This is a genomic window from Roseateles sp. P5_D6 (assembly GCF_054049415.1).
In genome coordinates this window covers 19,154-45,169 of sequence record NZ_JBFUMK010000022.1, presented here as the reverse complement: position 1 = coordinate 45,169, position 26,016 = coordinate 19,154, and the positions used below count along the sequence as shown (strand labels likewise).

The 26,016-nt window shown below is 67.2% G+C and carries 23 protein-coding genes; 1 reads left to right on the top strand and 22 read right to left on the bottom strand.

The window, feature by feature from the left end:
* Nucleotides 1–2: 2 nt before the first annotated feature.
* The 15 genes from ACXJKM_RS24135 to ACXJKM_RS24065 form a co-directional block, all read right to left on the bottom strand.
* Nucleotides 3–545, bottom strand: coding sequence for a CvpA family protein (locus ACXJKM_RS24135; protein ID WP_056196668.1), 543 nt, complete (start codon nucleotides 543–545; stop codon nucleotides 3–5).
* A 6-nt stretch (nucleotides 546–551) separates the two neighbouring features.
* Nucleotides 552–1,322: an SPOR domain-containing protein gene (locus tag ACXJKM_RS24130; protein WP_457355782.1), complete on the bottom strand. Its 771-nt coding sequence runs from the start codon at nucleotides 1,320–1,322 to the stop codon at nucleotides 552–554.
* A gap of 15 nt (nucleotides 1,323–1,337) precedes the next feature.
* Nucleotides 1,338–2,648, bottom strand: coding sequence for a bifunctional tetrahydrofolate synthase/dihydrofolate synthase (gene folC, locus ACXJKM_RS24125; protein ID WP_457355780.1), 1,311 nt, complete (start codon nucleotides 2,646–2,648; stop codon nucleotides 1,338–1,340).
* Nucleotides 2,649–2,720: 72 nt separating this feature from the next.
* Nucleotides 2,721–3,593, bottom strand: a complete 873-nt coding sequence (gene accD, locus ACXJKM_RS24120; protein WP_056196658.1) for an acetyl-CoA carboxylase, carboxyltransferase subunit beta — start codon at nucleotides 3,591–3,593, stop codon at nucleotides 2,721–2,723.
* A 1-nt stretch (nucleotide 3,594) separates the two neighbouring features.
* Nucleotides 3,595–4,398, bottom strand: coding sequence for a tryptophan synthase subunit alpha (gene trpA, locus ACXJKM_RS24115; protein ID WP_056196656.1), 804 nt, complete (start codon nucleotides 4,396–4,398; stop codon nucleotides 3,595–3,597).
* Nucleotides 4,395–5,657 (bottom strand): tryptophan synthase subunit beta, encoded by a 1,263-nt coding sequence (gene trpB, locus ACXJKM_RS24110; RefSeq protein ID WP_457355778.1) that lies wholly within the window; start codon nucleotides 5,655–5,657, stop codon nucleotides 4,395–4,397. The genes trpA and trpB overlap by 4 nt, the downstream gene beginning before the upstream one ends.
* 9 nt (nucleotides 5,658–5,666) lie before the next feature.
* Entirely contained in the window at nucleotides 5,667–6,308 is a 642-nt protein-coding gene (locus ACXJKM_RS24105; RefSeq protein ID WP_457355776.1) for a phosphoribosylanthranilate isomerase, read from the bottom strand.
* Complete coding sequence (truA, locus tag ACXJKM_RS24100) at nucleotides 6,305–7,087, bottom strand: tRNA pseudouridine(38-40) synthase TruA (RefSeq protein WP_457355774.1); 783 nt, start codon at nucleotides 7,085–7,087, stop codon at nucleotides 6,305–6,307. Before truA ends, ACXJKM_RS24105 begins: the two co-directional genes overlap by 4 nt.
* Before the next feature lie 55 nt (nucleotides 7,088–7,142).
* Nucleotides 7,143–9,659, bottom strand: coding sequence for a FimV/HubP family polar landmark protein (locus ACXJKM_RS24095; RefSeq protein ID WP_457355772.1), 2,517 nt, complete (start codon nucleotides 9,657–9,659; stop codon nucleotides 7,143–7,145).
* 339 nt (nucleotides 9,660–9,998) lie between these two features.
* A complete protein-coding gene (gene asd / locus ACXJKM_RS24090; RefSeq protein WP_457355771.1) occupies nucleotides 9,999–11,111 on the bottom strand; it encodes an aspartate-semialdehyde dehydrogenase in 1,113 nt (370 codons plus the stop codon).
* Nucleotides 11,112–11,197: 86 nt separating this feature from the next.
* A complete protein-coding gene (gene leuB / locus ACXJKM_RS24085; protein WP_457355769.1) occupies nucleotides 11,198–12,292 on the bottom strand; it encodes a 3-isopropylmalate dehydrogenase in 1,095 nt (364 codons plus the stop codon).
* 1 nt (nucleotide 12,293) lies between these two features.
* The gene (gene leuD, locus ACXJKM_RS24080) at nucleotides 12,294–12,941 is read right to left on the bottom strand and encodes a 3-isopropylmalate dehydratase small subunit (protein WP_457355768.1); all 648 of its coding nucleotides are present in this window, start codon (nucleotides 12,939–12,941) and stop codon (nucleotides 12,294–12,296) included.
* Between the two features lie 2 nt (nucleotides 12,942–12,943).
* On the bottom strand, nucleotides 12,944–14,356 hold the full coding sequence (gene leuC / locus ACXJKM_RS24075; protein ID WP_457355766.1) for a 3-isopropylmalate dehydratase large subunit: 1,413 nt from the start codon (nucleotides 14,354–14,356) through the stop codon (nucleotides 12,944–12,946).
* Complete coding sequence (locus tag ACXJKM_RS24070; RefSeq protein ID WP_056196636.1) at nucleotides 14,353–15,246, bottom strand: LysR family transcriptional regulator; 894 nt, start codon at nucleotides 15,244–15,246, stop codon at nucleotides 14,353–14,355. The genes leuC and ACXJKM_RS24070 overlap by 4 nt, the downstream gene beginning before the upstream one ends.
* Nucleotides 15,247–15,330: 84 nt before the next feature.
* Nucleotides 15,331–16,668 (bottom strand): hypothetical protein, encoded by a 1,338-nt coding sequence (locus ACXJKM_RS24065; RefSeq protein WP_457355764.1) that lies wholly within the window; start codon nucleotides 16,666–16,668, stop codon nucleotides 15,331–15,333.
* A gap of 304 nt (nucleotides 16,669–16,972) precedes the next feature.
* Here ACXJKM_RS24065 and ACXJKM_RS24060 point away from each other — a divergent pair, with 304 nt between their 5' ends.
* Nucleotides 16,973–18,205 (top strand): YIP1 family protein, encoded by a 1,233-nt coding sequence (locus ACXJKM_RS24060; protein ID WP_457355762.1) that lies wholly within the window; start codon nucleotides 16,973–16,975, stop codon nucleotides 18,203–18,205.
* Between the two features lie 13 nt (nucleotides 18,206–18,218).
* Here ACXJKM_RS24060 and ACXJKM_RS24055 read toward each other — a convergent pair whose 3' ends face one another.
* Genes ACXJKM_RS24055 through ACXJKM_RS24025 form a run of 7 tightly spaced genes read right to left on the bottom strand, consistent with a single transcriptional unit; the run spans nucleotide 18,219 to nucleotide 26,016 of the window.
* Complete coding sequence (locus ACXJKM_RS24055) at nucleotides 18,219–18,692, bottom strand: VOC family protein (protein WP_056196628.1); 474 nt, start codon at nucleotides 18,690–18,692, stop codon at nucleotides 18,219–18,221.
* A gap of 13 nt (nucleotides 18,693–18,705) precedes the next feature.
* Nucleotides 18,706–19,803 carry a hypothetical protein gene (locus tag ACXJKM_RS24050; RefSeq protein ID WP_457355760.1) on the bottom strand — a complete coding sequence of 366 codons (1,098 nt, stop codon included), beginning with the start codon at nucleotides 19,801–19,803 and terminating at the stop codon, nucleotides 18,706–18,708.
* Nucleotides 19,803–21,008, bottom strand: coding sequence for an FAD-dependent oxidoreductase (locus tag ACXJKM_RS24045; RefSeq protein ID WP_056196622.1), 1,206 nt, complete (start codon nucleotides 21,006–21,008; stop codon nucleotides 19,803–19,805). The genes ACXJKM_RS24050 and ACXJKM_RS24045 overlap by 1 nt, the downstream gene beginning before the upstream one ends.
* On the bottom strand, nucleotides 21,001–23,046 hold the full coding sequence (locus tag ACXJKM_RS24040) for an acetyl-CoA carboxylase biotin carboxylase subunit (RefSeq protein WP_457355758.1): 2,046 nt from the start codon (nucleotides 23,044–23,046) through the stop codon (nucleotides 21,001–21,003). The genes ACXJKM_RS24045 and ACXJKM_RS24040 overlap by 8 nt, the downstream gene beginning before the upstream one ends.
* 11 nt (nucleotides 23,047–23,057) lie before the next feature.
* Nucleotides 23,058–23,348, bottom strand: a complete 291-nt coding sequence (locus ACXJKM_RS24035) for a helix-hairpin-helix domain-containing protein (protein ID WP_457355757.1) — start codon at nucleotides 23,346–23,348, stop codon at nucleotides 23,058–23,060.
* The gene (locus tag ACXJKM_RS24030; protein ID WP_457355755.1) at nucleotides 23,345–24,487 is read right to left on the bottom strand and encodes a hypothetical protein; all 1,143 of its coding nucleotides are present in this window, start codon (nucleotides 24,485–24,487) and stop codon (nucleotides 23,345–23,347) included. The genes ACXJKM_RS24035 and ACXJKM_RS24030 overlap by 4 nt, the downstream gene beginning before the upstream one ends.
* Nucleotides 24,484–26,016 (bottom strand): acyl-CoA carboxylase subunit beta, encoded by a 1,533-nt coding sequence (locus tag ACXJKM_RS24025; protein ID WP_056196610.1) that lies wholly within the window; start codon nucleotides 26,014–26,016, stop codon nucleotides 24,484–24,486. The genes ACXJKM_RS24030 and ACXJKM_RS24025 overlap by 4 nt, the downstream gene beginning before the upstream one ends.

Sequence of the window (26,016 nt, the reverse complement as noted above, 5' to 3'; positions counted from 1 at the left end):
CCTTAGTCAGTCGATTCCGCTTCAGATGGGGTCATCGAGCGGGAAACAAATCGGGCAAGTGGTTCGGGCAGCAAGGGCGCCACGTCGAGCAGTACATCACTGAGCACGGGTGCGGCACGCGAGGCCCGCCAGGTGCTTGACTCCGCCAGGGGCGAAGCGCCAATGACGAGCACAAGCAACAGTGCGATGAAGACACCACGCAGCGCACCAAAACCGGCGCCACCCAGGCGGTCCACGATGGACAGCGGCGTGGCGTGAATCAGCGTCTTGACCAGGCGCGAGGCCAGGCTCCAGACGATCAGCACGAAAAAGAAGGCGATCGCCAGCGCGACAACATGCAGGGCGGCAGGGCCGAACTTGCTGGTCATGGAGGCAGGCAGCAGGTCCTCGACGACAGGCGCCAGCGGCGACGCGGCGAAATAGGCGACCACCCAGCCGGCGAGTGACATGACCTCGAAGATCAGGCCGCGCCACAGGCCGATGCCGATCGAGATCAGCAGCACTGCCGCGAACGCGAGGTCGACCCAGCTGAGCGCGACGTCCATGGCGGGCTACAGCGTCAGGATGGCGCCGGGCAGGCCCGCGCCCTTGAGCTTGGACGCGGCGCGCTCGGCCTCGTCGCGGCTGGCAAACGGCCCCAGGCGCACGCGCACGCGGCGACCATCGGCCGTGTCCACGGCCTGGGCATAGGTCTTGAGGCCGAGCTTCTCGACCTTGCTGCGTACGTCCTGCGCGGTCTTGTTCTCACCGTAGGCACCTACCTGCACGATGAAGCGCGCGGCAGACGCAGTTGGCATGCTGGCCGAGGCCTCCTTGCCTTCCAGCAAGGCCTGGGCACGCGCACCGTCGCCGCCATGGGCCTTGGGCTTGTCGGTCGGCTTATCTGCGGGCTTCTCGGCCGGTTTTTCAGCAGGCTTTTCGGCAAGTCTGACCGGCGGCTTCTCAGCGGGCTTTTCGGCCGGCTTGGCTTCCGCAGGCACGACAGCAGGGGCCACGGCGGGCGGGGGCGTGATTTCGGGCGCGGCAGCCGTATCGGCCTGGGTCAGCGGCTCGCGAGTCGGCACGGCCAGCGGCGGCGCGGTGTCCTTGCGAGGGATGTCGATAGGCAAGTCGACGGGAATCGGCCGCGGCTGGGTTTCGAAGATCAGAGGGAAGCCGACCACACCGGCCGCCACCAGCACGGCCGCGCCGATAAGGCGGCGGCGGGCGCGCAAGCGCAGCTGCTGCACGTCGTCGGCCGCCTTGGCGCCGGACTTGGCCGACTTTTTGGGCGGCACCGCGGCGGCGGTGTCATCGCGCTTGAGAAAGGAAAACAGGCCCATCGGCAGCGTCTGGCGTCAGTGGAAGGTGGGGGGCTGGGGTGCGGTAGCACCAGCCGTCACGCGCGGCAGGCCCTGTTGAAGCACCCCGCCCACGGTGTAGAAGGAACCGAAGACGAGGATTCTATCGGCCGTGGTCGCCCCGGCCGCCGCTGCATGCAGGGCGTCCAGCGGGTTGGCATGGGTGTGCGTCGCGACATCGGGCGGCGTCTTCAGCCCGGCAGCGAGAAAGGCCGCTTCGAGCTGCTCGGCCTTGGCGGCGCGGGGAATGGCCAGGTCGGTGAAATGCCAGACGTCCACCAGCGGCGCGATCCTGGCCAGGATGCCCGCCAGGTCCTTGTCCGCCATCGCCCCAAAAACGGCATGGGTGCGCGGGAAAAAGCCCATCTGGTCCAGGTTCTGGGCCAGCGCCGCGACGGCGTGCGGATTGTGGGCGACGTCGAGCACGACGGCCGGCTGGCCGGCCAGCACCTGGAAGCGACCGGGCAGCTCGACCAAGGCCAAGCCGGTGCGCACAGCCTGGGCGCTGATGGGCAGCCGGTCGGCCAGCGCCTCGAAGGCGGCCAGCACGCCGGAAGCGTTCAGCAGCTGGTTGACGCCGCGCAGCGCCGGATAGGCCATGCCGGAGAAGCGCTTGGCTCGCCCGGCCCATTGCCATTGCGTGCGGTCACCGCTGAAGGTGAAGTCGCGGCCCAGCTGGCGCAGGTCGGCGCCGATCTCCAGGGCCCGCTCCGCCAGCGAGGCCGGCGGCATCGGGTCGCTGACGACGACGGGCCGGCCCGTGCGCATGATGCCGGCCTTCTCGCGGCCCACGCTGTCACGGTCGCTGCCGAGGAACTCGGTGTGGTCCAGATCGATGCTCGTGATGACGGCGCAGTCGGCGTCGATGACGTTGACCGCATCCAGCCGCCCGCCCAGGCCGACTTCGAGGAGTACCAGGTCCAGCGGCTCATGCTGCAGACGCCGCATGATGGCCAGCGTCGTGAACTCAAAATAGGTCAGCGTGATGTTGCCTCGGGCGGCCTCGACGGCCTCGAAGTGCGGCTCCAGCGACTCGGCCGCCACCGGTGCGCCACCCACACGGCAGCGCTCCTGGAAGTGCACGAGATGGGGCTTGATGTAGAGGCCGACGCGGTAGCCGGCGTGCAGCGCGATGGACTCCAGCATCGCGCAGGTCGAGCCCTTGCCGTTGGTGCCGGCCACGACGATGGTCGGGCAGTCGAAGGCAATGCCCAGCCGCTCGCGCACGGTCGCGACGCGGTCCAGCGTCATGTCGATGGACTTGGGGTGCAGGCGCTCGCAGTGAGCGAGCCATTCATCGAGCGTCATGGTCAAGCGTCATGGCGAAACAAAAAACAAAAGCCAGGCACGGGGCCTGGCTTGGGACCCTGCGGGCGGCGTTCAGGCGACGGCGTCCGCGCTCTGGCGTTGCAGCATGGCCAGTTGGCGCGCAATCGTCTCGCGCAGCTGGCGGCGGTCCACGATCATGTCGATGGCACCCTTCTCCATCAGGAACTCGGCACGCTGGAAGCCGGCGGGCAGCTTCTCACGCACGGTGTTCTCGATGACGCGCGGGCCGGCGAAGCCGATCAGCGCCTTGGGCTCGGCCAGCACGATGTCGCCCACGAAGGCGAAGCTGGCAGACACGCCGCCCATGGTCGGGTCGGTCAGCACGCTGATATAGGGCAACTTGGCCTTGGCCAGTCGCGTCAGCGAGGCGTTGGTCTTGGCCATCTGCATCAGGCTCAGCAGACCCTCCTGCATGCGTGCGCCGCCGGTGGCGGTGAAGCAGATGAAGGGCGTCTTCTGCTCGATGGCKGTCTCGACGCCACGCACGAAGCGCTCGCCGACCACCGAGCCCATGGAGCCGCCCATGAAGTCGAACTCGAAGCAGGCGGTCACGACCGGCACGCTCATGATGGCGCCGCCCATGACGATCAGCGCGTCAGTCTCGCCGGTGTTCTCCAGCGCTTCCTTCAGGCGGTCGGGGTACTTCTTGCTGTCCTTGAACTTCAGCGCGTCGACCGGCAGCACTTCCTGGCCGATCTCGTAGCGGCCTTCACCGTCGAGGAAGGCGTCCAGGCGCGCACGGGCGCCGATGCGATGGTGGTGCGAGCACTTGGGGCAGACGTTGATGTTCTGCTCGAGGTCGGTCTTGTAGAGCACCGTCTCGCAGCTCGGGCACTTGATCCACAGGCCCTCAGGCACCGTGCGCCGGTCGGCGAGGTCGCCCTGCTGGATCTTGGGCGGGAGCAGTTTGTCGATCCAACTCATGTCAGTTCCTCTTGTCGAGTGCGGCACGGATGTCTTGGATGAACGCCGCGCCGGTCAGGGCGACATTATCGGCTGGCTGGCGCTCCAGCAGCTCGACCAGCTTGGAGCCGATGACGACCGCGTCGGAAACGTCGGCAACGGCCCGTGCCGTCGCGCCGTCGCGGATGCCAAAACCAACGCCCACCGGCACGCTGACGTGCTGGCGGATGCGCGGCACAGCCTCGGCCACGGCCGCTGTGTTCAGGTGGCCGGCGCCGGTCACACCCTTGAGCGACACGTAATACACGTAGCCGCTGGCCAGCTTGCCGACCTGGGCCATGCGCGCCTCGGTGGACGTGGGGGCGAGCAGGAAGATCGCATCCATGTCGGCAGCGCGCAGCTTGGCAGCGAACTCCTCGCATTCCTCGGGCGGGTAGTCGACGATCAACACACCGTCCACGCCGGCGTCCTTGGCGTCGGCCACGAAGGCGTCCAGGCCATAGCGTTCGACCGGGTTGGCGTAGCCCATCAGCACCAGCGGTGTCTTGTTGTTACGAGCACGGAACTCGCGCACGAAGCCAAGCACCTTGCGCAGGCCGATACCGTTCTTCAAGGCGCGTTCACCGGCGCGCTGGATGACGGGGCCATCGGCCATCGGGTCGGAAAACGGCACGCCCAGCTCGATGACGTCGGCGCCGGCCTCGGCCATGGCCAGCAGCAGATCGACTGTTGCACTCGGGTACGGATCACCCGCGGTGACGAAGGGGATCAGCGCCTTGCGGCCGGCGGCCTTGAGCTGGTCGAAAGTGGTGGCGATGCGGCTCATTGCGCACCTCCCTTGACCATCTCGCCCGCTTGCGAAGGTCGGTCGAAATAGGCAGCACCAGACAGGTCGGCCACGGTGCCGATGTCCTTGTCGCCCCGGCCGCTGAGGTTGACCAGCAGCACCTTGTCCTGCCCAAGCGTCGGGGCGAGCTTGATGGCATGCGCGACCGCGTGGCTGGATTCCAGCGCCGGGATGATGCCTTCGGTGCGGCACAGCCGGTGGAAGGCCGACAGTGCCTCGGCGTCGGTGACGCCGACGTATTCGGCACGGCCGATGTCCTTCAAGTGAGCGTGCTCGGGGCCGACACCGGGGTAATCCAGGCCGGCCGAGATGGAATGAGTCTCGATGATCTGGCCGTCCTCGTCCTGCAGCAGGTAGGTACGGTTGCCGTGCAGCACGCCGGGGCTGCCAGCGGTCAGCGTCGCGGCATGCTTGCCACTGGCGATGCCCTGCCCTTCTGCTTCGACGCCGATGAGCCGGACTGCCTCGTGCGGGATATAGGGGTGGAAGATGCCGATGGCGTTCGAGCCACCGCCCACGCAGGCGATGACGGCGTCCGGCTGGCGGCCGGCCAGCTCGGGCATCTGCTCCAGGCACTCCAGCCCGATGACGCGCTGGAAGTCGCGCACCATCATCGGATAGGGATGCGGGCCGGCCACGGTGCCGATGATGTAGAAGGTGTTCTCGACGTTGGTGACCCAGTCGCGCATCGCCTCGTTGAGGGCGTCCTTCAGCGTCTTGCTGCCGCTCTCCACCGGCACGACGGTCGCACCGAGCAGCTTCATGCGGTAGACATTGGGCGACTGGCGCTTCACATCCTCGCTGCCCATGTAGACGACGCACTCCAGGCCGTAGCGCGCGCAGATGGTCGCCGTGGCCACGCCGTGCTGGCCGGCGCCGGTCTCGGCGATGACGCGCGGCTTGCCCATGCGCTTGGCCAGCAGGGCCTGGCCGATGACGTTGTTGATCTTGTGTGCGCCGGTGTGGTTGAGGTCCTCGCGCTTCAGGTAGACCTGCGCGCCGCCGAGTTCGCGGCTCAGGCGGTCGGCGTGATAGATCGGGCTCGGGCGGCCGACGAAGTGCTTGAGCTCCTTCTTGTACTCGGCGATGAACTCGGCGTCATTGCGGTAGTGGGCGTAGGCGTCCTTGAGCTGGTCCAGCGCATGGACGAGGGTCTCGGAGACGAAGCTGCCGCCGAAGGTCGTGGTGCCCGCATGGCGGAAATGCCCGGTCGCGTCGGGCTGGTCGTACTGGAACATGGTCTTCCTCTATCGGGTCAGTTCTGCGTCGGCGCGGCTGTCAGCGAGACGAACAGCGCGGCAGAACTCATGGATCAGGTCGGCGCTCTTGATGCCCTTGGACACCTCGACGCCGGAACTCACATCAACGGCCCAGGGCCGTACCGTCGCGATGCCATCGGCGACGTTTGCTGCATTCAACCCACCAGACAAAACGAGGCGAGAGCTGACGCTTGGAGGAATGAGTGACCAATCGAAGACCTTGCCGCCACCGCCATAACCGTCGACGTGGGCGTCGAGCAGCAGGGCCTGGGCGTTGGGAAATTGAGTGGCGAAGTTTAGCAAATCGACCCCTGGCGCCATGCGGGCGGCGCGCAGATAGGGCCGGTTGGCGCGATCGCAGTCGGCGGGCGTCTCGTCGCCGTGGAACTGGACGAGCATATTGGGCAGCGCATCGAAGCCCGCATTCAGCTCGGCGTCGGTCGCGTTGACGAACAGGCCGACCGGCGTGACGAAGGGCGGTAACAGCCTGGCCAGCGCCCTCGCCCGCTCGGGCGTCACGGCGCGCGGGCTCTTGGCGTAGAAGACGAAGCCGATAGCGTCGGCGCCGGCTTCGACGGCCGCCTCCACGTCGGCTTCACGGGTCAGGCCACAGATCTTGATTCGAGTCATGGAAGCCAATTCAGAGCCGCGACCTCGCGCGGGATGTCGAGTTCGACATCGTAGGTCGGGCCGAGAAAGTAGAGCCCATCAGGGGCAAAGGTCGGAGCCGCCACTTTGCGGTCCCGCGCGGCGAGCACGTCCGACACCCAATCCGCCGAGCGCGTACCGCTGCCGACGGCGAGGATGCAGCCCATCAGGTTGCGCACCATGTGATGCAGGAAGGCACTGGCCTCGAATTCGAAGCGCCAGTAGGCGCCGCGCCGTTGCACGCGGATCTCGCGCAGCGTCTTCACCGGCGAAGCGGCCTGGCATTCGGACGAACGGAAGGACGAGAAGTCGTGTTCGCCAATGAGGCGTCCGGCAGCGGCTTCGAGGGCGGCCTGGTCGAGCGGGCGGAACACCCAGCCACACTGCCCGGATTCGATGGCCGGCCGCACGGCGGATTCCAGCAGCAGATAGGCATAACGCCGGCCACGAGCGGAGTTTCGGGCGTGAAAGGTGTCGCCCGGAAAGCGGCACCACTGGATGGCGATGTCGGGCGGCAAGTAGCGGTTGCTGCCGCGCACCCAGGAAAACAGCTCGCGCTCGACCTCGGTGTCGAAATGGATGACCTGGTTGATGCCATGCACGCCCGCATCGGTGCGGCCGGCGCAGACCGTGCGGATGGGCTGTGCAGCGAACGCGGACAAGCCTTTTTCAAGCGCATCCTGCACGGTGCGGCCGTCCGGCTGGCTCTGCCAGCCGTTGTAGCCGCCACCGCGGTAGCTGACTCCTAGTGCGACTCTCATGGGCTCCAAGTAAAAACGCCCGGCAAGCCGGGCGTTGAAGTATCGCGGCTGAGCCTTAGCGCAGCTCGTTCAGCATGGCCTGCGCCTTGTCACGCAACGGGCCGCTGGCACGCTGGATCAGCTCCTGGAGCACTTCGCGGGCACCTTCGGTGTCACCGATCTGACGGAATTCGTCGGCCAGCTCGAGCTGACGCAGCAGCGGGTCGCCTTCGTCATCACCCAGCCCTTCGAGAGCCGCCCCCAGCACCTCGGGATTCGTCTCGCCAGGCAGCGTGGGCTCGCCGAAGTCGAAATCCAGGTCGGTGGACGCCGATGCAGGGACCGCAGGCGACGGCGGCAGCCCCCCCATGCTGCTGAGATCGAAGTTCAGGTCCGGCGCGGGGGGTGCCGTGCGGGTGCCGCGGCTGGAGATGTCGAAGTCCATCGTCATCGGCGCCTGTTCGATCGAAGCGGGCATGGCCTGGGTGGCCGCCATCGCATTCGGCGAAACCGGCTCGGGCGCATCCAGATCCAGATCAAGCGCCAGGTCGAAGCCGCTGACCGGCCCGGTGTCGGGACCGCCGCGCATCGCATCGGTCGCCATATGAGCCGCAGCCGCCGCAGCAGCGGCCGACGCGCCGCTCGGCAACGCAGTCTGGGGCAGCGTGCTGGCATTCATCGGCTCGGGGCGCAGCTCGGGGCCATCCTCGACATGAGCGGGCGCGCCGCCAGGCTGATAGAGCGGGTTGTCCGGGTCGATGCCGCGCCCCAGCTCCTGGGCCTTGCCCCAGTCCTCGCCCGAACCCTTGGTCTCGGCGTAAAGCTGCACGGCCAGTTGCTCGAAGCCCTTGGTGTCACGGCGCTTGGCGTAGACCTCCAACAACTTCAGGCGGATGGCCAGGCGCGTGGGATTGGCGCGCAGGGCTTCCTTGAGGATTTCCTCGGCCTGCAGGTCGCGGCCATAGGCCAGGTAGACGTCGGCTTCCGCGACCGGATCGACGTCACCAATCGCGTCGAGCTGGCTGAGCGAATAGCTCATCGACGACTGGCCGCTGTTCTGCGCGTCGCGCGTGTCGACGCGCTGGCCGCCGGTGCCGCCGAAGAAGGAATCGGGCTGCAGGCGGCTTTCGTGGAAGCCGGTCTCGGCTGCATGGGCCGGGCGGCGCGAGCGCAGGCGGTACAGGCCCAGGCCGCCTAGCACGGCGACGAGGACACCGGCCAGGGGCAGCACGATGGGGCTGTCGAGCAATTGCTCGATGAAGCCCGGTGGCTCGGCAGCGGGCGGCGGTGCCAGCGGTGCACTGGCGCGCGGCGCAGGACGGGACGCGGCCGCACTTGCCGCAGCCGCAACCGGCGTCGACGCAGCAGCGGATGCGGGCTCGGCAGTCGCCACGACCGGCGCGGGCAGCACCGGCGTTGCGGGCGCGGGCGCGGACGCTGTGGTGGGCGCCGGCGCCGCTGGCTTGGCCGCACTGGAGAGCTTCTTCAGCTCCTCGACATTGCGGGTCAGCTCGGCTACGCGGGCGGCGGCGTCCTTCTTCTCGGTGTCCTTGGACAGCTTGGCCTCGGCGGCGCTGGCGGCGGTGCTGCCAGCCTTGCTGAGGGTGAGCTTGTCGGGCGTCGGCGCAGCGGCGGGCTTGCGGTCCTCGACGGCGGCCTGCACCTGTCCTTTGGACTGGCGCTCGCTCCCGCTGTTTTGCAGCGTCGGCGCGGCGGAGGCCAGGCGCTGGCGGTAGGCCGAGAAATCGGCGCTCTGGGCCAGGATGACACGACGCGCTTCGGGCGCGGGCACCGCGGCCAGCGAGTCGCTGGACGGGACCTGCAACACGGCACCCGACTTCAGCAGGTTCATGTTGCCGTCGATGAAGGCGTCGGGATTGTTTCGGAACAGGCCGACCAGCATCTGGTCCAGCGAGATGCCGCTGACCTGGGTGCGCGTGGCAATCTTGGACAGCGAGTCGCCAGGGCGCACGGCGTACTCGGAGGCCGCCGTGGCCGGTGGTCGAACGGGAGCGGGTGCGGCAGCAGGCGGGCGGGCCGCGGCCACCGGCGCTGGCGCCGATGCGGAACCGTTGCGCGGCAAGGCTGAAGTCACAGCCGGCGCCGGTGCGGGAACAGCCTCGCTCGACGCAGCGGTGGCCGGCGCAGGCGCGGCGGCCACGGCCGGCGGTGCCGTGATGATCGGCGCGGGCTTGGGCAGGCTTGGCGGGTCGAACAGCAGCGTGTATTCGCGCACCAGGCGGCCACTGGACCAGCTCAATTCGAGGATGACGTCGACAAACGGCTCCTGGACCGAGCGATCACTGCTGACGCGCAGCAGGGTGCGGCCGTTGCTGCGCACGATCTGAACCTGGGTCGACGTCAGCACCGGGTTGTATTCCACGCCAGTGGCGCGGTAGGACTCGGGGGGCGCGACGCGCACCTTCAGCGTCGACGCCTCCTCGGGTGTCAGGCTGGTGACGTCGATCTCGGCGCGCATGGTCTCGCCCAGGGCCGACTGCACATTCAGCTTGCCCAGGCCAAGCGCTTGCGCACCACCGCCGGCTACGAGCAGCGCAGCAGCAAGCGCCAGATGATGGCGAGCAAATCCCATGGGTCGAACTCCCTCGAATGCGTCGCGGATGTAATCTTTCAAGGCATTCCCCAAAGCAACAAGGCGGGGCACAAAGCCCCGCCTGTCTCGATCTTCAGAACGCGCGGCACGAGCCTGGTCTGCACGCTGGTTTGCACGCTGGGCTGCACGTTATAGCCTGTGTCGAGTCTGGAATAAAAAACACAACGGCATCAAGCATATACGCTGAAATGCTCAAGGGGTACCTGATGTGTCGCTTCGTTCCAATATCGATGCCCGGGTGAACCCTAGGTCAAACCGTAAAAGACCGTAAGCAAATCATGCCTTGCGCCACGCGGGGCGCAAGGCATGTTCGGTCTATCAACGCTCGAGCAGGATGCGCAGCATGCGGCGCAGCGGCTCGGCGGCGCCCCACAGCAGCTGGTCACCGATGGTGAAGGCACCCAGGTACTCGGGGCCCATGGCCAGCTTGCGCAGGCGGCCGACGGGGATGGTCATCGTGCCAGTGACGGCCACGGGCGTCAGGTCGCGGATGGTGGCTTCGCGCGTGTTCGGCACGACCTTCACCCAGGCGTTGTCGGCGGCGATCATGGCCTCGATGTCGGCCAGGGGCACGTCCTTCTTCAGCTTGAAGGTCAGGGCCTGGCTGTGGCAGCGCATTGCGCCGACGCGGACGCAGAAGCCGTCGACGGGAATGGCGCCCGAGCCGAGGATCTTGTTGGTCTCGGCCATGCCCTTCCACTCTTCCTTGGACATGCCGTTGCCGAGGTCCTTGTCGATCCAGGGGATCAAGGAGCCGCCCAGCGGCACGCCAAAGTTGGCCACCTCGTCGGGCGACAGCGTGCGCTGCTTCTCGGCCAACAGGCGGTCGATGTCGAGGATGGCACTCTTCGGGTCGTCCAGCAGCGACCTGACCGACGCGTTCAGCGTGCCGTACTGGGTCAGCAGTTCGCGCATGTGCTGGGCACCGCCGCCGGAAGCGGCCTGGTAGGTCTGGGTGGACATCCACTCAACGAGGCCAGCCTTGTACAGCGCGCCCACGCCCATCAGCATGCAGCTGACGGTGCAGTTGCCGCCGATCCAGTTCTTGCCGCCGTTGCTCAGCGCCTGGTCGATGACCGGGCGGTTGACGGGGTCCAGGATGATGACGGCGTCATCGGCCATGCGCAGGGTCGAGGCGGCGTCGATCCAGTGGCCGGCCCAGCCCGCGGCGCGTAGCTTGGGGTAGACCTCGGTCGTGTAGTCGCCGCCCTGGGCGGTGATGATGATGTCGCAGCGCTTGAGCTGTTCGATGTCGAAGGCGTTCTGCAGCGACTTCTCGTTCTTGGCCTGGACCGGGGCGGCGCCGCCGGCGTTGGACGTCGAGAAGAACAGCGGCTCGATCAGGTCGAAATCGCGTTCAGTGGTCATGCGCTCCATGAGCACCGAGCCCACCATGCCGCGCCAGCCTACGAGGCCTACCAAGGTCGTCATCATCATTCCTTTGCTTCACCAAACCCCATCCACTTTGGGCCCCGGCTCGTTCGCCGGGGTTTGGTGGGGCGAGACGAGACGGAGCTTTAGCTCTTGATGGTTTTCGTGGTCGTAATGGCTTTGACGACTGCGTCGCCCATCTCGATGGTCGTGACCTTCGAGGTGCCTTCGGACCAGATGTCGGCAGTGCGCAAGCCCTGGGCCAGCACCGATTGCACGGCCTGCTCGATACGAGCGGCAGCGTCGGCTTGGTTGAGGGAGAACTTGAGCATCATGGCAGCGGACAGGATTGTAGCCAGAGGATTGGCGATGCCCTTGCCTGCGATGTCCGGCGCGCTGCCGTGGCTGGGTTCGTAGAGGCCCTTGTTGTTGGCGTCCAACGAGGCCGACGGCAGCATGCCGATSGACCCGGTCAGCATCGCRGCYTCRTCGGACAGGATGTCGCCGAACATGTTGCCRGTCACGAYSACGTCGAACTTCTTCGGCGCCTTGACGAGCTGCATGGCTGCGTTGTCCACGTACATATGGTCCAGCTCGACGTCGGGGTACTGGGCGTGGACTTCGATGACGATGTCCTTCCAGAACTGCGAGGTCTCCAGCACATTGGCCTTGTCGACGCTGGTCAGGCGCTTGCCGCGCTTGCGGGCGGCCTGGAAGGCAACGTGGGCGATGCGCTCGATCTCGGGACGCGAGTAGCGCATCGTGTCGAAGGCTTCGTCGGCGCCGGGGAAGTGGCCGTCCACGGCCGTGCGGCGGCCGCGCGGCTGGCCGAAGTAGATGTCGCCGGTCAGTTCGCGAATCAGCAGGATGTCGAGGCCCGCCACCAGCTCAGGCTTCAGCGACGAGGCGTGCGTGAGCTGCTCGTAGCAGATGGCCGGGCGGAAGTTGGCGAACAGGCCCAGSKYYTTRCGCAGGCCCARGATGGCCTGCTCGGGGCGCARCGRSCKSTCSAGCTTGTCGTATTTCCAGTCGCCSACGGCRCCGAACAGTACGGCGTCGGCTTCCTGGGCCAGCTTCAGCGTGGCGGGCGGCAGCGGGTGGCCGCTGGTCTCGTAGGCCTTGCCGCCGACGTCGGCCCAGTCGAGCTGCAAAGGCAGGTCCAGCGCCTTCAGCACCTTGACGGCCTCGGCCATGATTTCTGGGCCGATGCCGTCGCCCGGCAGTACTGCAATCTTCTTCATCTCAAATCACTCGGTTGTTCAGCCAGGGCTTGGCGGCAATGCGCTGAGCCTCGTAGGCGCGGATCTTGTCGGTGTGCTGCAGCGTCAGGCCGATTTCATCCAGGCCGCCGATCAGGCACTCCTTACGGAAGGGCTCGATGTCGAACGGGAGCTCGGCACCGTCGGGCTTGACCACCACCTGGCGCGGCAGGTCGACGACCAGCTGGTAGCCGGGGAAGGCATAGACCTCGTCGAACAGGCGCGCGATGGCGCTTTCCGGCAGGACGATGGGCAGCAGGCCGTTCTTGAAGCAGTTGTTGAAGAAGATGTCGGCGAAGCTCGGCGCCAGGATGGCGCGGAAGCCGTACTGCTGCAACGCCCAGGGCGCGTGCTCGCGGCTGGAACCACAGCCGAAGTTGCTGCGCGCGACCAGCACGCTGGCGCCGGCATAGCGCGGCTGGTTCAGCACGAAGTCGGGGTTGGGCTGGCGGCTGGCGGGGTCCTGGCCAGGCTCGCCATGGTCCAGATAGCGCCATTCGTCGAACAGGTTGGGGCCGAAGCCGCTGCGCTTGATCGACTTCAGAAACTGCTTGGGAATGATGGCGTCGGTGTCGACGTTGTCGCGGTCCATGGGCGCGACCAGCCCTTTGTGGATGGTGAACTTGTCCATGATCAGCTCAGGGTACGAACGTCGACAAAGTGGCCGGTCATCGCGGCCGCTGCGGCCATGGCGGGACTGACGAGATGGGTGCGACCACCGGCACCCTGGCGGCCTTCGAAATTGCGGTTGCTGGTCGACGCGCAGCGCTCGCCCGGCTCCAGGCGGTCGGCGTTCATGGCCAGGCACATGGAGCAGCCCGGCTCTCGCCACTCAAAGCCGGCGGCCTTGAAGACCTGGTCCAGGCCTTCGGCTTCGGCTTGCGCCTTGACGAGGCCGGAACCCGGCACAACCAGGGCCAGCTTGATGTTCTTGGCCAGCCGGCCACCGACACGGCGCACGACGGCCGCAGCCTCGCGCATGTCCTCGATGCGGCTGTTGGTGCAGGAGCCGATGAAGACCTTGTCGACATGGATGTCGCTGATGGCCTTGTTGGGTTCCAGCGCCATGTAGGTCAGCGCGCGYTCGATGGCRYCGCGCTTGWYGGCGTCYTTTTCCTTGTCGGGGTCGGGCACGCGGTCGTCGATGGMCAGCACCATCTCGGGCGAGGTGCCCCAGCTGACTTGCGGGCGGATCTGCGCGGCGTCGAGCTCGACGACCTTGTCGAAATGGGCGCCGGGATCCGAATGCAGCGTGCGCCAGTAGGCGACGGCCTGGTCCCACTCCACGCCCTGCGGGGAAAAGGGGCGGCCTTTCACGTAGGCAATGGTCGTTTCGTCCACGCCGATGAGCCCGGCGCGCGCACCGGCCTCGATGGCCATGTTGCAGACGGTCATGCGACCTTCCATCGAGAGTGAGCGGATAGCCGCGCCCGCAAACTCGATGGTGTAGCCGTTGCCGCCGGCCGTGCCGATCTTGCCGATGATGGCCAGCACGATGTCCTTGGCGCCGACGCCCTTGGGGCATTGGCCTTCGACCTTGACGAGCAGGTTCTTGGCCTTCTTGGCCGACAGCGTCTGCGTGGCCAGCACATGCTCGACCTCGCTGGTGCCGATGCCATGTGCCAGCGCGCCGAARGCGCCGTGCGTGGACGTGTGGCTGTCGCCGCAGACGACCGTCATGCCSGGCAGCGTSGCGCCCTGCTCGGGGCCGATGACRTGCACGATGCCCTGGCGCTTGTCGTTCATCTTGAACTGCGTGATGCCGACGCGGTCGCAGTTGGCGTCCAGCGTGTCGACCTGCAGGCGCGAGATCGGGTCGGCAATGCCTTGCGAGCGATCCGTCGTCGGCACGTTGTGATCGCTGACGGCGAGGTTGGCGCTCAAGCGCCAGACCTTGCGGCCGGCCAGGTCCAGGCCTTCAAAGGCCTGCGGGCTGGTCACCTCATGGACGAGGTGGCGGTCGATGTAGAGCAGTGCCGTGCCATCCGGCTCGGAGTGCACGACATGCTCATCCCAGAGCTTGTCGTAGAGGGTTCTTGAAGTCATTGCTTCTCTCGAGGAATCAGGGTGTCCACGAAGCGTTGCACCACGGTGGGCAGACGCTGCTGGCGCAGCACACCCAATACATATTCGCGCTCGGCCCACGGCTCTTCAAGCCGCAGGCAGCGCACGCCGAAGACGCGCGTGAAGCGCTCGGCCGGTTGCTCGGGCAGCACGGCCACGCCCAGGCCAGCCTCGACGAGCTGGGCGATGGCATCAAAGCCACGCACCTGCCAGCGCGCATTCAGCGTCTTGCCGCGTGCCGCCGCCTGCTCGCGCATCAGCTCTTGGGCGCTGGCACCGGCATGCAGGCCGATGAGGTCATAAGCCAGCAGGTCGTCGAAGGTGACTTCCTCGCGCTGGGCCAGCGGGTGCTTCAAGGGCACGAGCGCCGCGAGGCGACCGTGCGCAAACGTCCACGTCTGCAGCCGGTTGTCCAGCAGAGGCGGCGAGAACACACCGATGTCGGCACGCCCTTCCGCCACCGCGGCCTGGGCCTCGGCGCTGGTCAGGTCTTCCAGGCTGATGCGGATCTGGCTGTGCGCCTGCGAGAAACCCACCAGATGCGGCGGCAGCGCCTCGGTGATGGCACTGCTGTTGGCGGCGATGCGCAGATGGCCCTTGATGCCGCGCGAAAACTCCATGACCTCGGTCTCGAGTGCGTAGAGGGATGCGTGCAGCGAACGGATATGGCGCACCAAGGCGCGGCCGGCCTCGGTAGGTTCGACCCCCCTCGCGCGCCGCTCAAAGAGCTGCACGCCGAGGCGGCTTTCCAGGTCAGACAGGCGCTTGCTGGCGGCTGCCAGCGCCAGGTGTTCCTGGGCGGCGCCGCGCGTGATCGAGCGGGTCTGCTCGATGGCGAGCACGAGATTGAGAGTGGTGAGGTCGTGGCGCATGTTGATCGTCCAACTCCAGCATAGCCTTCGTGAAGATAGAGATTCTGCGCCAGAAAACGACTGGCGTTTCGTGGTTTGCGAAGATCAATGCGGCGCGCTGGCCTGCTTCAACATCCCACGCAGTGCGTTGCGGCTGTGCGCGCCGAAATGGCCCAGCAGCTCGGCGATGGCCCGGTGCAAGGCATCGCGTTGACCCTGCAGGTCGCGCGCCAGCTCGGGGCCGAACTGGGCTTCGTTGGCAGCAAAGTCCAAATTGGGGTCAGTGACGAATTTCGCCGGCGCGCCGACCACGACGGCTGCATCCGTCGCCGGCCCGGCCTTGAACGCCTCGGCCGCGACGATGTCGCGTACATAGTCGAAACCCCAGGCCGGGTAGTGACCGTCGCGGGTGGCGTCGCGCAGCGCGAGCTCCAGCGGGCCATCGCGACGCTGCTGCGCGTTGTCGATGATCCAGCGCGTCTGGAACTGCTCCAGCACGAAATGGCGGTTGCTTTGCAGCACGACCAATCCCTGGCGATCTGCCGGCGCGCCCAGCTGGGCCTTGAGGTTGACCCACATCATGTGGCTCAGCGTCGCGCCCGGCGCTGCGCTGGAGTGATAAGGCTGCGTCAGGTCCTCGACATGGTGCAGGGCCATGCCCGCAAAGCGCCAACCCCAATAGGCATGGCCGCTCTGCCAGGCCAACGCGGCCAATGCGCTGTACTGCTGCACGCGCAACTCGGTGAAGGTGCGCGCAAAGCTGGGCGCCAGGGTGTTGAAGACGGCGCCCTGGTGAAAGAAGCCCATGTGAAAAGGAGCCTGCGAGCCGATGGCAACGGCCGCGTTCCCGAAAGGCTGCTTGCCGAAGCCGTAAGCCGGGTCGGCCGGGCTGCCCGGGTTGTCGTCAAAGAGATTGAGGTCGTGGCCGTAGTCGGGCTCGTCGCAGGCCGAGGCCAGCACGGCCAGCGGCGCGACGGTCTCGCCGGGCTGCAGTGTGACGAAGCGCTGGGTCGCGCCCTTGCCCGGGGTGGCGGCACTGACCACGCCGACATCCAGTGCAGGGCGGCTGGCGTCGGGGTTGCGCGGGTCGATCTGCAGATAGAGGGCCAGCCTGGCCTGGGGCGACAGGCGCAGCGCGCGCAGGAAGGCAGCGCGTCGCTCGTCATCGCTGCGTTTGGCATCGGCCACAAAGCGCAGCGCCTCGGGCCGGGGGGCATGCCCCTTCAGGCGCTCGCGCAGCAAAGCCTCCTGAGCGTCGAGCCGAGCGGCGATGGCCACTTCCTGGTCGCGAAGGAAGTCGACGAGAGGTTCGGCCTTCACGACCGCAACGTTCGCAACCTCGGGCATGCGCTCGAAGGCGCGGTAGCACATGGGGGTGTGGTTGCCCCAGGCCTGCGCGAGGGTCGGCAACAGCAGGGCGAACAGGACGTGGAGGAGGCGCATCGGCGGCAGCGGCATGAGAAGCCGCGCATTCTGGCCCGTGCTGAGCAAACCCTTGCGACCGAACTCGCGAAACGGCTTGTGGCCCCCTCGCCTTCCGGTGTGCCACGGGCCGGTGAGCCCAGCGCGGCACGCGCAAGTTTTGCTGCTTGCAGATTACGGGCGGGTACGGTTTCGCAGAAGCGGCGATTCGGGAAGCACGGCTTCGCCAACGCCAAAGACGTCAGCGCCGCGAGCGGCTTCATGAAAGCCCCATGTGCCACGCAGGTGCCGGCTTCTACGATGCGGCACCCCTGCGGAGATCGCCATGATTCTGGTTCAGCGCATCCAAGACATCCTGCTCAAGCCCAAGGACACCTGGCCGCAGATCGCCCAGGAGACCGCCACGGTGCAGTCCCTGTACAAGGAATGGCTGCTCATCCTGGCGGCGATACCGGCGGTGGCGGGCTTCATCGGCATGTCGGTGATCGGAATGGGTGGCTTCGGCATCAGCTTCCGCGTGCCTTTCGTGAGCGGCCTGGTGCATATGGTGGTGGGCTATGTGCTGTCGCTGGGCATGGTCTACCTGCTTTCGCTGCTGGTGAACGCGCTGGCGCCCACCTTCGGCGGCACGCCCGACCCCCTGGCCGCGCTCAAGCTGGTGGCGTATGGCTGCACGGCTGGCTTCGTGGGCGGGGTGTTCCAGCTCCTGCCCTCGCTGAGCGTGCTGGGCCTGCTGTGCGGGCTCTATTCGATCTACCTCATCTACCTCGGGCTGCCAGTGCTGATGCGCAACCCGCCGGAGAAGTCCGCCGGCTACACCGCCGTGGTCGTGGTGGCGGGCATCGTGGCCGGGTTGGTGGTGGGCGCGGTGAGCAGCGCAGTACTCGGCATGGGCAGCTGGGGCGGCGGGCATCAGGGTAGCGGCTCGGTGACGCTCAAGGGCCCGGGCGGCGACGTCACCCTCGACACCAGCAAGATGGACGCGGCCGCCAAGCGCATGGAGGCGCTGGGCAAACGCATGGAGGAGGCTCAGGCCAAGGGAGACAGCGCTGCAGCGGGCAAGGCGCTGAGCGAGATGATGGGCGCTGTGACGGGTGCGACCGGGGGGGCCAAGCCGATGCCGGCCGCGGACCTCAAGGCGCTGCTGCCTGAGACTCTCGGCGACTTCAAGCGCACCAGTGTCGAGGCCCAGAGCGGCGGCGCGATCGGCATCAACTCGTCATCCGCCCGGGCCCGCTATGGCAATKGCGACAAGTCCATCAGCCTGGACATCACCGACATGGGCAGCCTCGCCGGCATGGCCAACCTCGCCGGCTGGGCCAACATGACGCTCGACAAGGAGGCCGATGGCCGCATCGAGCGCGTGTTCAAGCAGGGCGACCGCACGGTGCGCGAGGACTATCGCAAGGATGGCTCGCACGCCGAGGTGTCGGTGCTGCTGCCCAACGGCGTCATCGTCGAGGCCAAGGGCGAGCAGGTCGGCATCGACCAGCTGCGCGGCGTCATCAGCGGCGTCGACCTCAACAAGCTCGCCACCACAGCGCGCCAGCCCGGCTGAGCGCAGCCGCCTTTCAACCCAGTGCTGCAATCACCTCGGGCGGTGCTTGCACCAGCTCGATCAGCACGCCCTCTCCGCCGATGGGGAACTCATCGTTGCTCTTCGGGTGGATGAAGCAGATGTCGTAACCGGCCGCGCCCTTGCGGATGCCGCCGGGCGCAAAGCGAACGCCCTGCGCCGTCATGGCAGCCACGGCCGCTGGCAGGTCGTCCACCCACAGGCCGATGTGGTTCAACGGCGTGGCATGCACGGCCGGTTTCTTCTCCGGGTCCAGCGGCTGCATCAGGTCCACCTCGACGGCATGCACGCCCTGCCCCAGCGTGCAGATGTCCTCATCGACGTTCTCGCGCTCGCTCTTGAAATTGCCGGTCACCGGCACGCCCAGCAGGTCCACCCACAGGCGGCGCAGCTTGTCCTTGTCCAGGCCGCCGATTGCGATCTGCTGCAGGCCGAGGACTTGGAAGGGACGGGGCGTGGCTTGGGTCATGGCGTGACTCGCGTCAGGTTGTGGGGGGCTGGAGGCGCTGCTGCAGCCTGTCCAGAAGGGCCAAGGCGATGGGCAATCCTTGCCAGCCGGCATCGCCGGGCATACAGCGCTGCAGCGCCTCATCGGAGTGGGTCAGCGGTGCCGCCATGAAAGCGTAGCGGCGGCTCAGCGTCTCGTCGCCCATCAGTTCCAGGAAGCGCAGGTGCAGGTAGAGGGCGAACAGCGGTTTGGTGTGGTGGCTGCCGATGCTGGTGCCACCGACATGCCAGACCGGCGCCTCGCTGGCCATGGGCACGAAGCGCGGCGTCCAGCCCTCGGCCTGGGCCACGATCAGCAGCACGTGCAGGGTGTCGAAGAAGCCCTGGTAGGGCTTCAGGTAGCTGCGCGGCCCGAGATGCAGTTGTGCAAAAGGCTCGGCCACCGAGGCCGGTGCGCGACGGTACAAGCGCGCGTCGACCTGCCAGCGCTCCATCAGCTCGCGCAGCACCGGGGCGTTGAGGAAGAGCAGATGCGTCAGCGGATAGGCCAGGCCGGTCTCCTCGCTGCGGGCCTCGAAGCAGCTGACCATGCTGTCCCGCCCCGTGGGCAGCAAGCGCGGCAGCAGGCCGCCGTCAAAGACGTAGGCGTCATGGTCGAGGATGCCAAAGCTGGCGCCCTCGGTGCGCAGCAGCAGGCTGACGACCGCGCCATGCGGTGCGCTGGACGCCGGCAGCGTCGGCAGCACATGCAGGGGCAGCGTCGGGAAGCGCCGCGCCAGCCATTGCCGTTCCCAGCGCCGGGCGCCGTTCGCCAGCAGCACCAGCTGTGCGCTGTCCACGAGCAGGCTCAGGCAGGGCTGCAGGAAATGCAGCGTCTGCGGCATCACGATGACGTAAAGCCGCGGCCGGCCGTCTTGCGGCAGCCGCTGCTGGAACTCGGCGCAGCGCCGCGCGCCGGCAGTGCCGCTCAGCAGCGCCGCATTGCAGGGCTGGGCAAGTGCGCGCCAGGCGCGCAGCAGCACGGCCGCCGGCAACTGCCACAGCAGCGCCTGGGCCTTGCCGAAGCCGCGCTGGCGCAGCGGCGCCAGCGCGGCCCGCAGCACACGCAGATGGGCGAACAGGCCGAAGCGCATCAGCAGCCGGCCAGCTTGAGCCGCCCCCAGAGCCAGCCGGTCTTGTAGCCGGCCAGCACCGCGATGGACTGCTGGTGGACATAGGGCAGTCGCCCGCCCCAACCGAAGAAGCGGTCGCGCAACCAGGGCGCGACAACGGCGTGGGACTGGAACATCGGCGTCAGGCCCTTGCTGGCCTGACCGTAGAAGCGCAGGTGGGCGCGGCGGCGGCGGCCGTAGCGCTCGAACACGCCGGGCCAGTCGCCACCGACCTCGCTCGCCAGCTCGTGCGCATCGATCAGCGCCATGTTGGCGCCCTGCCCCAGCTGCGGGCTCATGCCATGGGCGCAGTCACCAATGGCCAGCACGCGGCCGTCATGCCAGCGCGCCATGTGGACATCGGCGTAGCGGGCTTCACGCAACTGCCCGGCATCGCGGAGGCCGGCCAGCAGCGGCAAGACGTCGGGAAAGAGCTCGGCCATCTGCTGCTTGATGCGATCCAGCCCAACGCGCTCGCGCCAACCTTCAAGTTCGGCGACGGGCAGACTCCAGAACAGGTTGATGCCTCGTGCGCCATCGGCGTGATCGGCCCTGCCGACCGGCATCAGGCCGATCATCTGCGACGCCGACCGGAAGCGCTGGCGCAGCTCGATCTGAGGGAAACCAGGCGGCGCCGGCAGCACGGTCCAGACGGCGCCCCAGGGGAAGGCGCGCGCATGCTGGCTGACCTTCATGCCTTCGCGCAGCCTGGAGAAGCTGCCGTTGGCGAGGATCAGCGCGGCATGGCGAGCCTTGGCTCCGCCGGACAAACGCAAGGTGACGCCGGCCTCGTCCTGCTCGAAGCCTTCAACCAGCGCGCCGCAATGCCAGCGGACGCCGAGCTCGCGCACGCGCTTCCACAGCATGCCCATCAACGCGCCGCGCTGGATGCCCAGGCCATAGGCCTCAGGATGGAAGCGCCGGTAGCTCATGTCCAGCACCGCGCGGCCCGAGGGCGTGTCGCCGAACAAGCGGTCTACCCGCGTACCCAGCGCCAGCGCCTCGTCCAGCAGCCCCATGGCCGTGAGCACGCGCTGGCCGGTGGGCTGAAGCAGCAGGCCCGCACCGATGGGTTTGGGCTCGGGCACGGCCTCGTACAGATCAACAGCGACGCCGCGCTCGGCCAGACGAATCGCTGCGGCCGCGCCGGCGACACCGGCGCCGACGATGGCGACGGATTCAGGCAAAGCGCAGGATGGGCTGGTCTACCGACAGGCTCTCGCCCGGCTTGGCCAACACCTCGGCGACGGTCACGTCCTGCGCGGCGGTCAGGATGTTCTCCATCTTCATCGCCTCGATGACCGCCAGCCGCTCACCGGCCTGAACCGTCTGGCCGACCTGCGCAACTAGGTGCACGAGCAGCCCGGGCATGGGCGACAGCAGCAGTTTGGAGGTGTCCGGCGGTGCCTTGTAGGGCATCAACGTCTGCAATTCGGCCGCGCGCGGGCTCAGCACGGTCAGCTCGATCAACAGGCCGCCATGGTGGATGCGATAGGCCAGCGGGTTCTTCGCCGTGCCGCGCTCAGCCTGGGCGGTAAAGGCCAGGCCATTGACGGTGCCGGTGATGCGCACATCGTTCAGGCGGGAGCTGGAAACGATGCGGTAGTCCTTGCCGCCCACCTGCACGCGTGCCTCGCCCAGCGCGCCCGCGTATTCGCTGATGTGCAGCGCATGGCGCTCGCTGTGGCCAGCGCCGAGATTGACGACGGCAACGTAGTCGTGCTCGATCTGCACCTCGTGGCCGCGCAACTGGCCGCTGATGCCGGCCTCGCGCTCACGTGCCTTGCGGCGGATGAAGCCGGCCAGCGCGACAAGGAAGAGCGGGTCGTCATGCGGCACATCCTCGGCCTTGAAGCCGCCGGCGTAATGCTGGGCGATGAAGCCGGTGTTGAAGTTGCCGGTCGCGAAGTCCGGGTGGGCCAGCAGCGCCGCCTGGAAGGGGATGTTGCTGGACACGCCGCGGATGACGAAGCCGTTCAGCGCCTCGCGCATCTTGGCGATGGCTTCGGCCCGGTCGCGGCCGTGCACGATGAGCTTGGCGATCATCGAGTCGTAGAACATCGGGATCTCGCCGCCCTCGTAGACGCCGGTGTCCACGCGCACACCAAAGCGCTGCGGCTCGGCCTGCGTCATCGTCGTCTCGGGCGGCTGGTAGCGCACCAGGCGGCCGGTGCTGGGCAGGAAGTTGCGGAAGGGGTCTTCCGCATTGATGCGGCATTCGATGGCCCAACCTTCGCGCTTGATCTGCTCCTGCGTGAATGACAGCGGCTCGCCGGCGGCGACGCGAATCATCTGCTCGACGAGGTCCAGCCCGGTGATGCACTCGGTGACCGGGTGCTCTACCTGCAGCCGCGTGTTCATCTCCAGGAAGTAGAAGCGCTGGTCCTTGCCGACGACGAACTCCACCGTGCCGGCGCTCTGGTAGTTCACCGCCTTTGCCAGTTGCACCGCCTGCTCGCCCATCGCGCGGCGCGTGGCCTCGCTGATAAAGGGCGACGGCGCTTCCTCGATGACTTTCTGGTGGCGGCGCTGGATGGAGCATTCGCGCTCCCACAGGTAGACGACATGGCCCTGTGAATCGCCCAGCACCTGGATCTCGATGTGGCGCGGCTCCTCGACGAACTTCTCAATAAAGACGCGGTCGTCGCCAAAGCTGTTGCGCGCCTCGTTGCGGCAGGAGGTGAAGCCCTCGAAGGCCTCCTTGTCGTTGAAGGCCACGCGCAGGCCCTTGCCACCGCCGCCGGCGCTGGCCTTGATCATGACCGGGTAGCCGATCCTGGCGGCGATGCCCACGGCCTCTTCCGCCGACAGGATGGGCTCGTTGTGGCCGGGGATGGTATTGACGCCGGCCGCGGTCGCCAGCTTCTTGGACGCGATCTTGTCGCCCATCGCGGCGATGGAGCCGTGCTTGGGGCCGATGAAGACCAGGCCCTCTTCCTCGACGCGACGCGCGAACTCTTCGTTCTCGGACAGGAAGCCGTAGCCGGGGTGGATGGCCTGGGCGCCCGTGTCTTTGGCCGCGGCAATGATCTTGTCGGCAACGAGGTAGCTCTCGCGCGACGGCGCGGGGCCAAGCAGCACGGCTTCATCGGCCAGGTCGACGTGGCGGGCGTCCTTGTCGGCTTCGGAATAGACGGCGACGGTAGCGATGCCCATCTTCCTTGCCGTGGCGATGACCCGGCAGGCGATCTCACCCCGGTTGGCAATCAGGATCTTGGTAAACATGAGGTGCCTCGTTATTTCGTTTTCGCGAGCAGCTTCTTGCGCTGCTCGGTGAAGTGCCACCACGGCTGGGCTGGCCCGCCGTTCATGAAATCGTGGGCGGCCATGAAGGTATCCAGCACGCAGGGGTCATGGCGCTGGCCCATCGGGTCGCGCAGGCGGTCGTAGGTCTTGAAGGGGTCCATGGCCTTCACGTGCGCAGGCGTGGGCAGGCCCAGTTGGACGAGATCGGCGGCCATGGCCTTGCCGATGTTGGGGATGTCGGTGAGTTGGCGCGCTTCGGCGGCGCAGCTGGCCTTGCTCATTGAGGCGCCTCGCCATCACGCAACTGGCCGGGCAGGGACAGACGGTCGCCACAATCCCCCTGTGAGCAGGTCAACTGCCCCACCAGTTGCAGATGCAAGCCGGCCGGCAGATCGGCATCGGTGTTGGGCAGTCGGCCCAGCACCTTAACGGCCAGTACGCGCGCGCCAGGCTCCCACTTGGCCAGGCTCTCGCCTTCGACCAAGGCGAAATTGCTCTGGTAGCCACCCCCAATGCCGACCACGCGAGCACGCGTCGGCGCGACCACATCGTTGAGCTTCACGGCCGTCAGCACGACCTGGTCCTGGTAGCGGAAGGGGTTCTGCGCCAGCGCGTTCAGGCCGACCCAGATGCCGGCACCCAATGGCTTGGCAAAGGCCTGCAGGCGCTGCGCATTGGCCTGCTTCTGTGCGTCACGCTCTTCACGCGCCTGGCGTTGGCGTTGCTGGCTGGCGACGCTGTTGCTGTACTGGGTGAAATCCTTGCCGGCTTCCAGCGGCAGCGATGCCTCGACGACAACGCCCTTGGGATTGCCGTACTGATCCGCCTCGAGATCGGCCTGCGGCACCAACCGCACGCGGACGTGGCTGCGCTCACCGCCAGGCCGGCTGCGCTCGCGCAGGCGGTCATCGCCACAGCGGAGCTTGAGCTTGTCCAGCGCCGAGCGCAGCATCTGCTTGGCCACGTCGTCAGACACAAGCGCAGGCCCATCGGCCTGCAGCACGAAGAGGGTGTCGGGCTTGCAAGGGTCGGGGTATTTGGTCAGCTCGCTGGTGGCCTCCACAGCCAGGCGCGGGCTCATGCCCTCCAGCTTGGGCAGGGGGCCGAGATCGAACAGCACGTTGTCGCCCCGCAGCGCGCGCGCCTTGAGGCCTTGCGACGGCTCGGGCAGGTAGACACCGGCACTGAAACGCCCTGCCCATTCCTCGCGGTGCTGGGGCGAATTGCGCAGTGTCCAGATGGCCTTGCCCTGGCCTTCGGCGAGGCCGTCGCGGCAGGCGCCCTGGTAGCTGAACGCATAGTCGTTGCTGGCCAGATAGGCCGGCGCGGACACCACGCAGCCGCTGGCCGCGTCCTTGTGCTGCGCGGCCTGCGCATGGGAGGCCAGCAGCCCCAACGCCAAGAACCAAGCGTGCTTCACAGCGGGATGTTCCCGTGCTTGCGCCACGGGTTCTCCAGCTTCTTGTCCTTCAGCATCGACAGGCTGCGGCAGATTCGCTTGCGCGTCTCGTGCGGCTGGATGACGTCGTCGATGAAGCCGCGGCTGCCGGCGATGAAGGGGTTGGCGAAGCGGGCCTTGTATTCGGCCTCGCGGGCCGCCAGCTTGGCAGGGTCGCCCTTGTCCTCGCGGAAGATGATCTCCACCGCGCCCTTGGCGCCCATCACGGCGATCTCGGCGTTGGGCCAGGCGAAGTTGACGTCGCCGCGCAGGTGCTTGGAGGCCATCACGTCGTAGGCGCCACCGTAGGCCTTGCGGGTGATGACGGTGATCTTGGGCACCGTGCACTCGGCGTACGCATACAGCAGCTTGGCACCATGCTTGATGATGCCGCCGTACTCCTGTGAGGTGCCAGGCATGAAGCCGGGCACGTCGACGAAAGTGACGACCGGGATGTTGAACGCGTCGCAGAAGCGCACGAAGCGCGCGGCCTTGATGCTGCTCTTGATGTCCAGGCAGCCGGCCAGCACCAGCGGCTGGTTGGCGACGATGCCCACCGTCTGGCCTTCCATGCGCGCAAAGCCCGTAACGATGTTCTTCGCGTAGTCGGGCTGCAACTCGAAGAAGTCACCGTCGTCGACGACCTTGAGGATCAGTTCCTTGATGTCGTAGGGCTTGTTCGGGTTCTCGGGCACCAGCGTGTCCAGCGACATGTCCAGCCGATTGGCCGGGTCGCCGCTCGGGCGGCATGGCGCCTTCTCGCGGTTGGACAGCGGCAGGTAGTTGAAGAAGCGGCGCAGCATCAACAGCGCCTCGACATCGTTCTCGAACGACAGGTCAGCCACGCCGCTGCGGCTGTTGTGCGTGGTGGCGCCGCCCAGTTCCTCGGCGGTCACTTCCTCGTGCGTCACGGTCTTCACGACCTCGGGGCCGGTGACGAACATGTAGCTGCTGTCCCGCACCATGAAGATGAAGTCGGTCATCGCCGGCGAGTAGACCGCGCCGCCGGCGCAGGGGCCCATGATCATGCTGATCTGCGGCACGACGCCGGAGGCCATCACATTGCGCTGGAACACGTCGGCATAACCGCCCAGGGACGCGACACCTTCCTGGATGCGCGCGCCGCCCGAATCGTTCAGGCCGATGACCGGGGCACCGACCTTCATGGCCTGGTCCATCACCTTGCAGATCTTCTCGGCATGGGCTTCGGAGAGCGCGCCGCCGAAGACCGTGAAGTCCTGGCTGAAGGCGAAGGCCAGGCGCCCGTTGATCATGCCGTAGCCGGTCACGACGCCGTCGCCGGGGATCTTGTTGTCCTGCATGCCGAAGTCCACGCAGCGGTGCTCGACGAACATGTCCCATTCCTCGAAGCTGCCTTCGTCGAACAGCAGCTCCAGCCGTTCGCGCGCCGTCAACTTGCCCTTGGCGTGCTGGGCGGCAATGCGCTTCTCGCCACCGCCGAGCCGCGCACGGGCGCGCTTGGCTTCGAGTGCTTGCAGGATGTCTTGCAT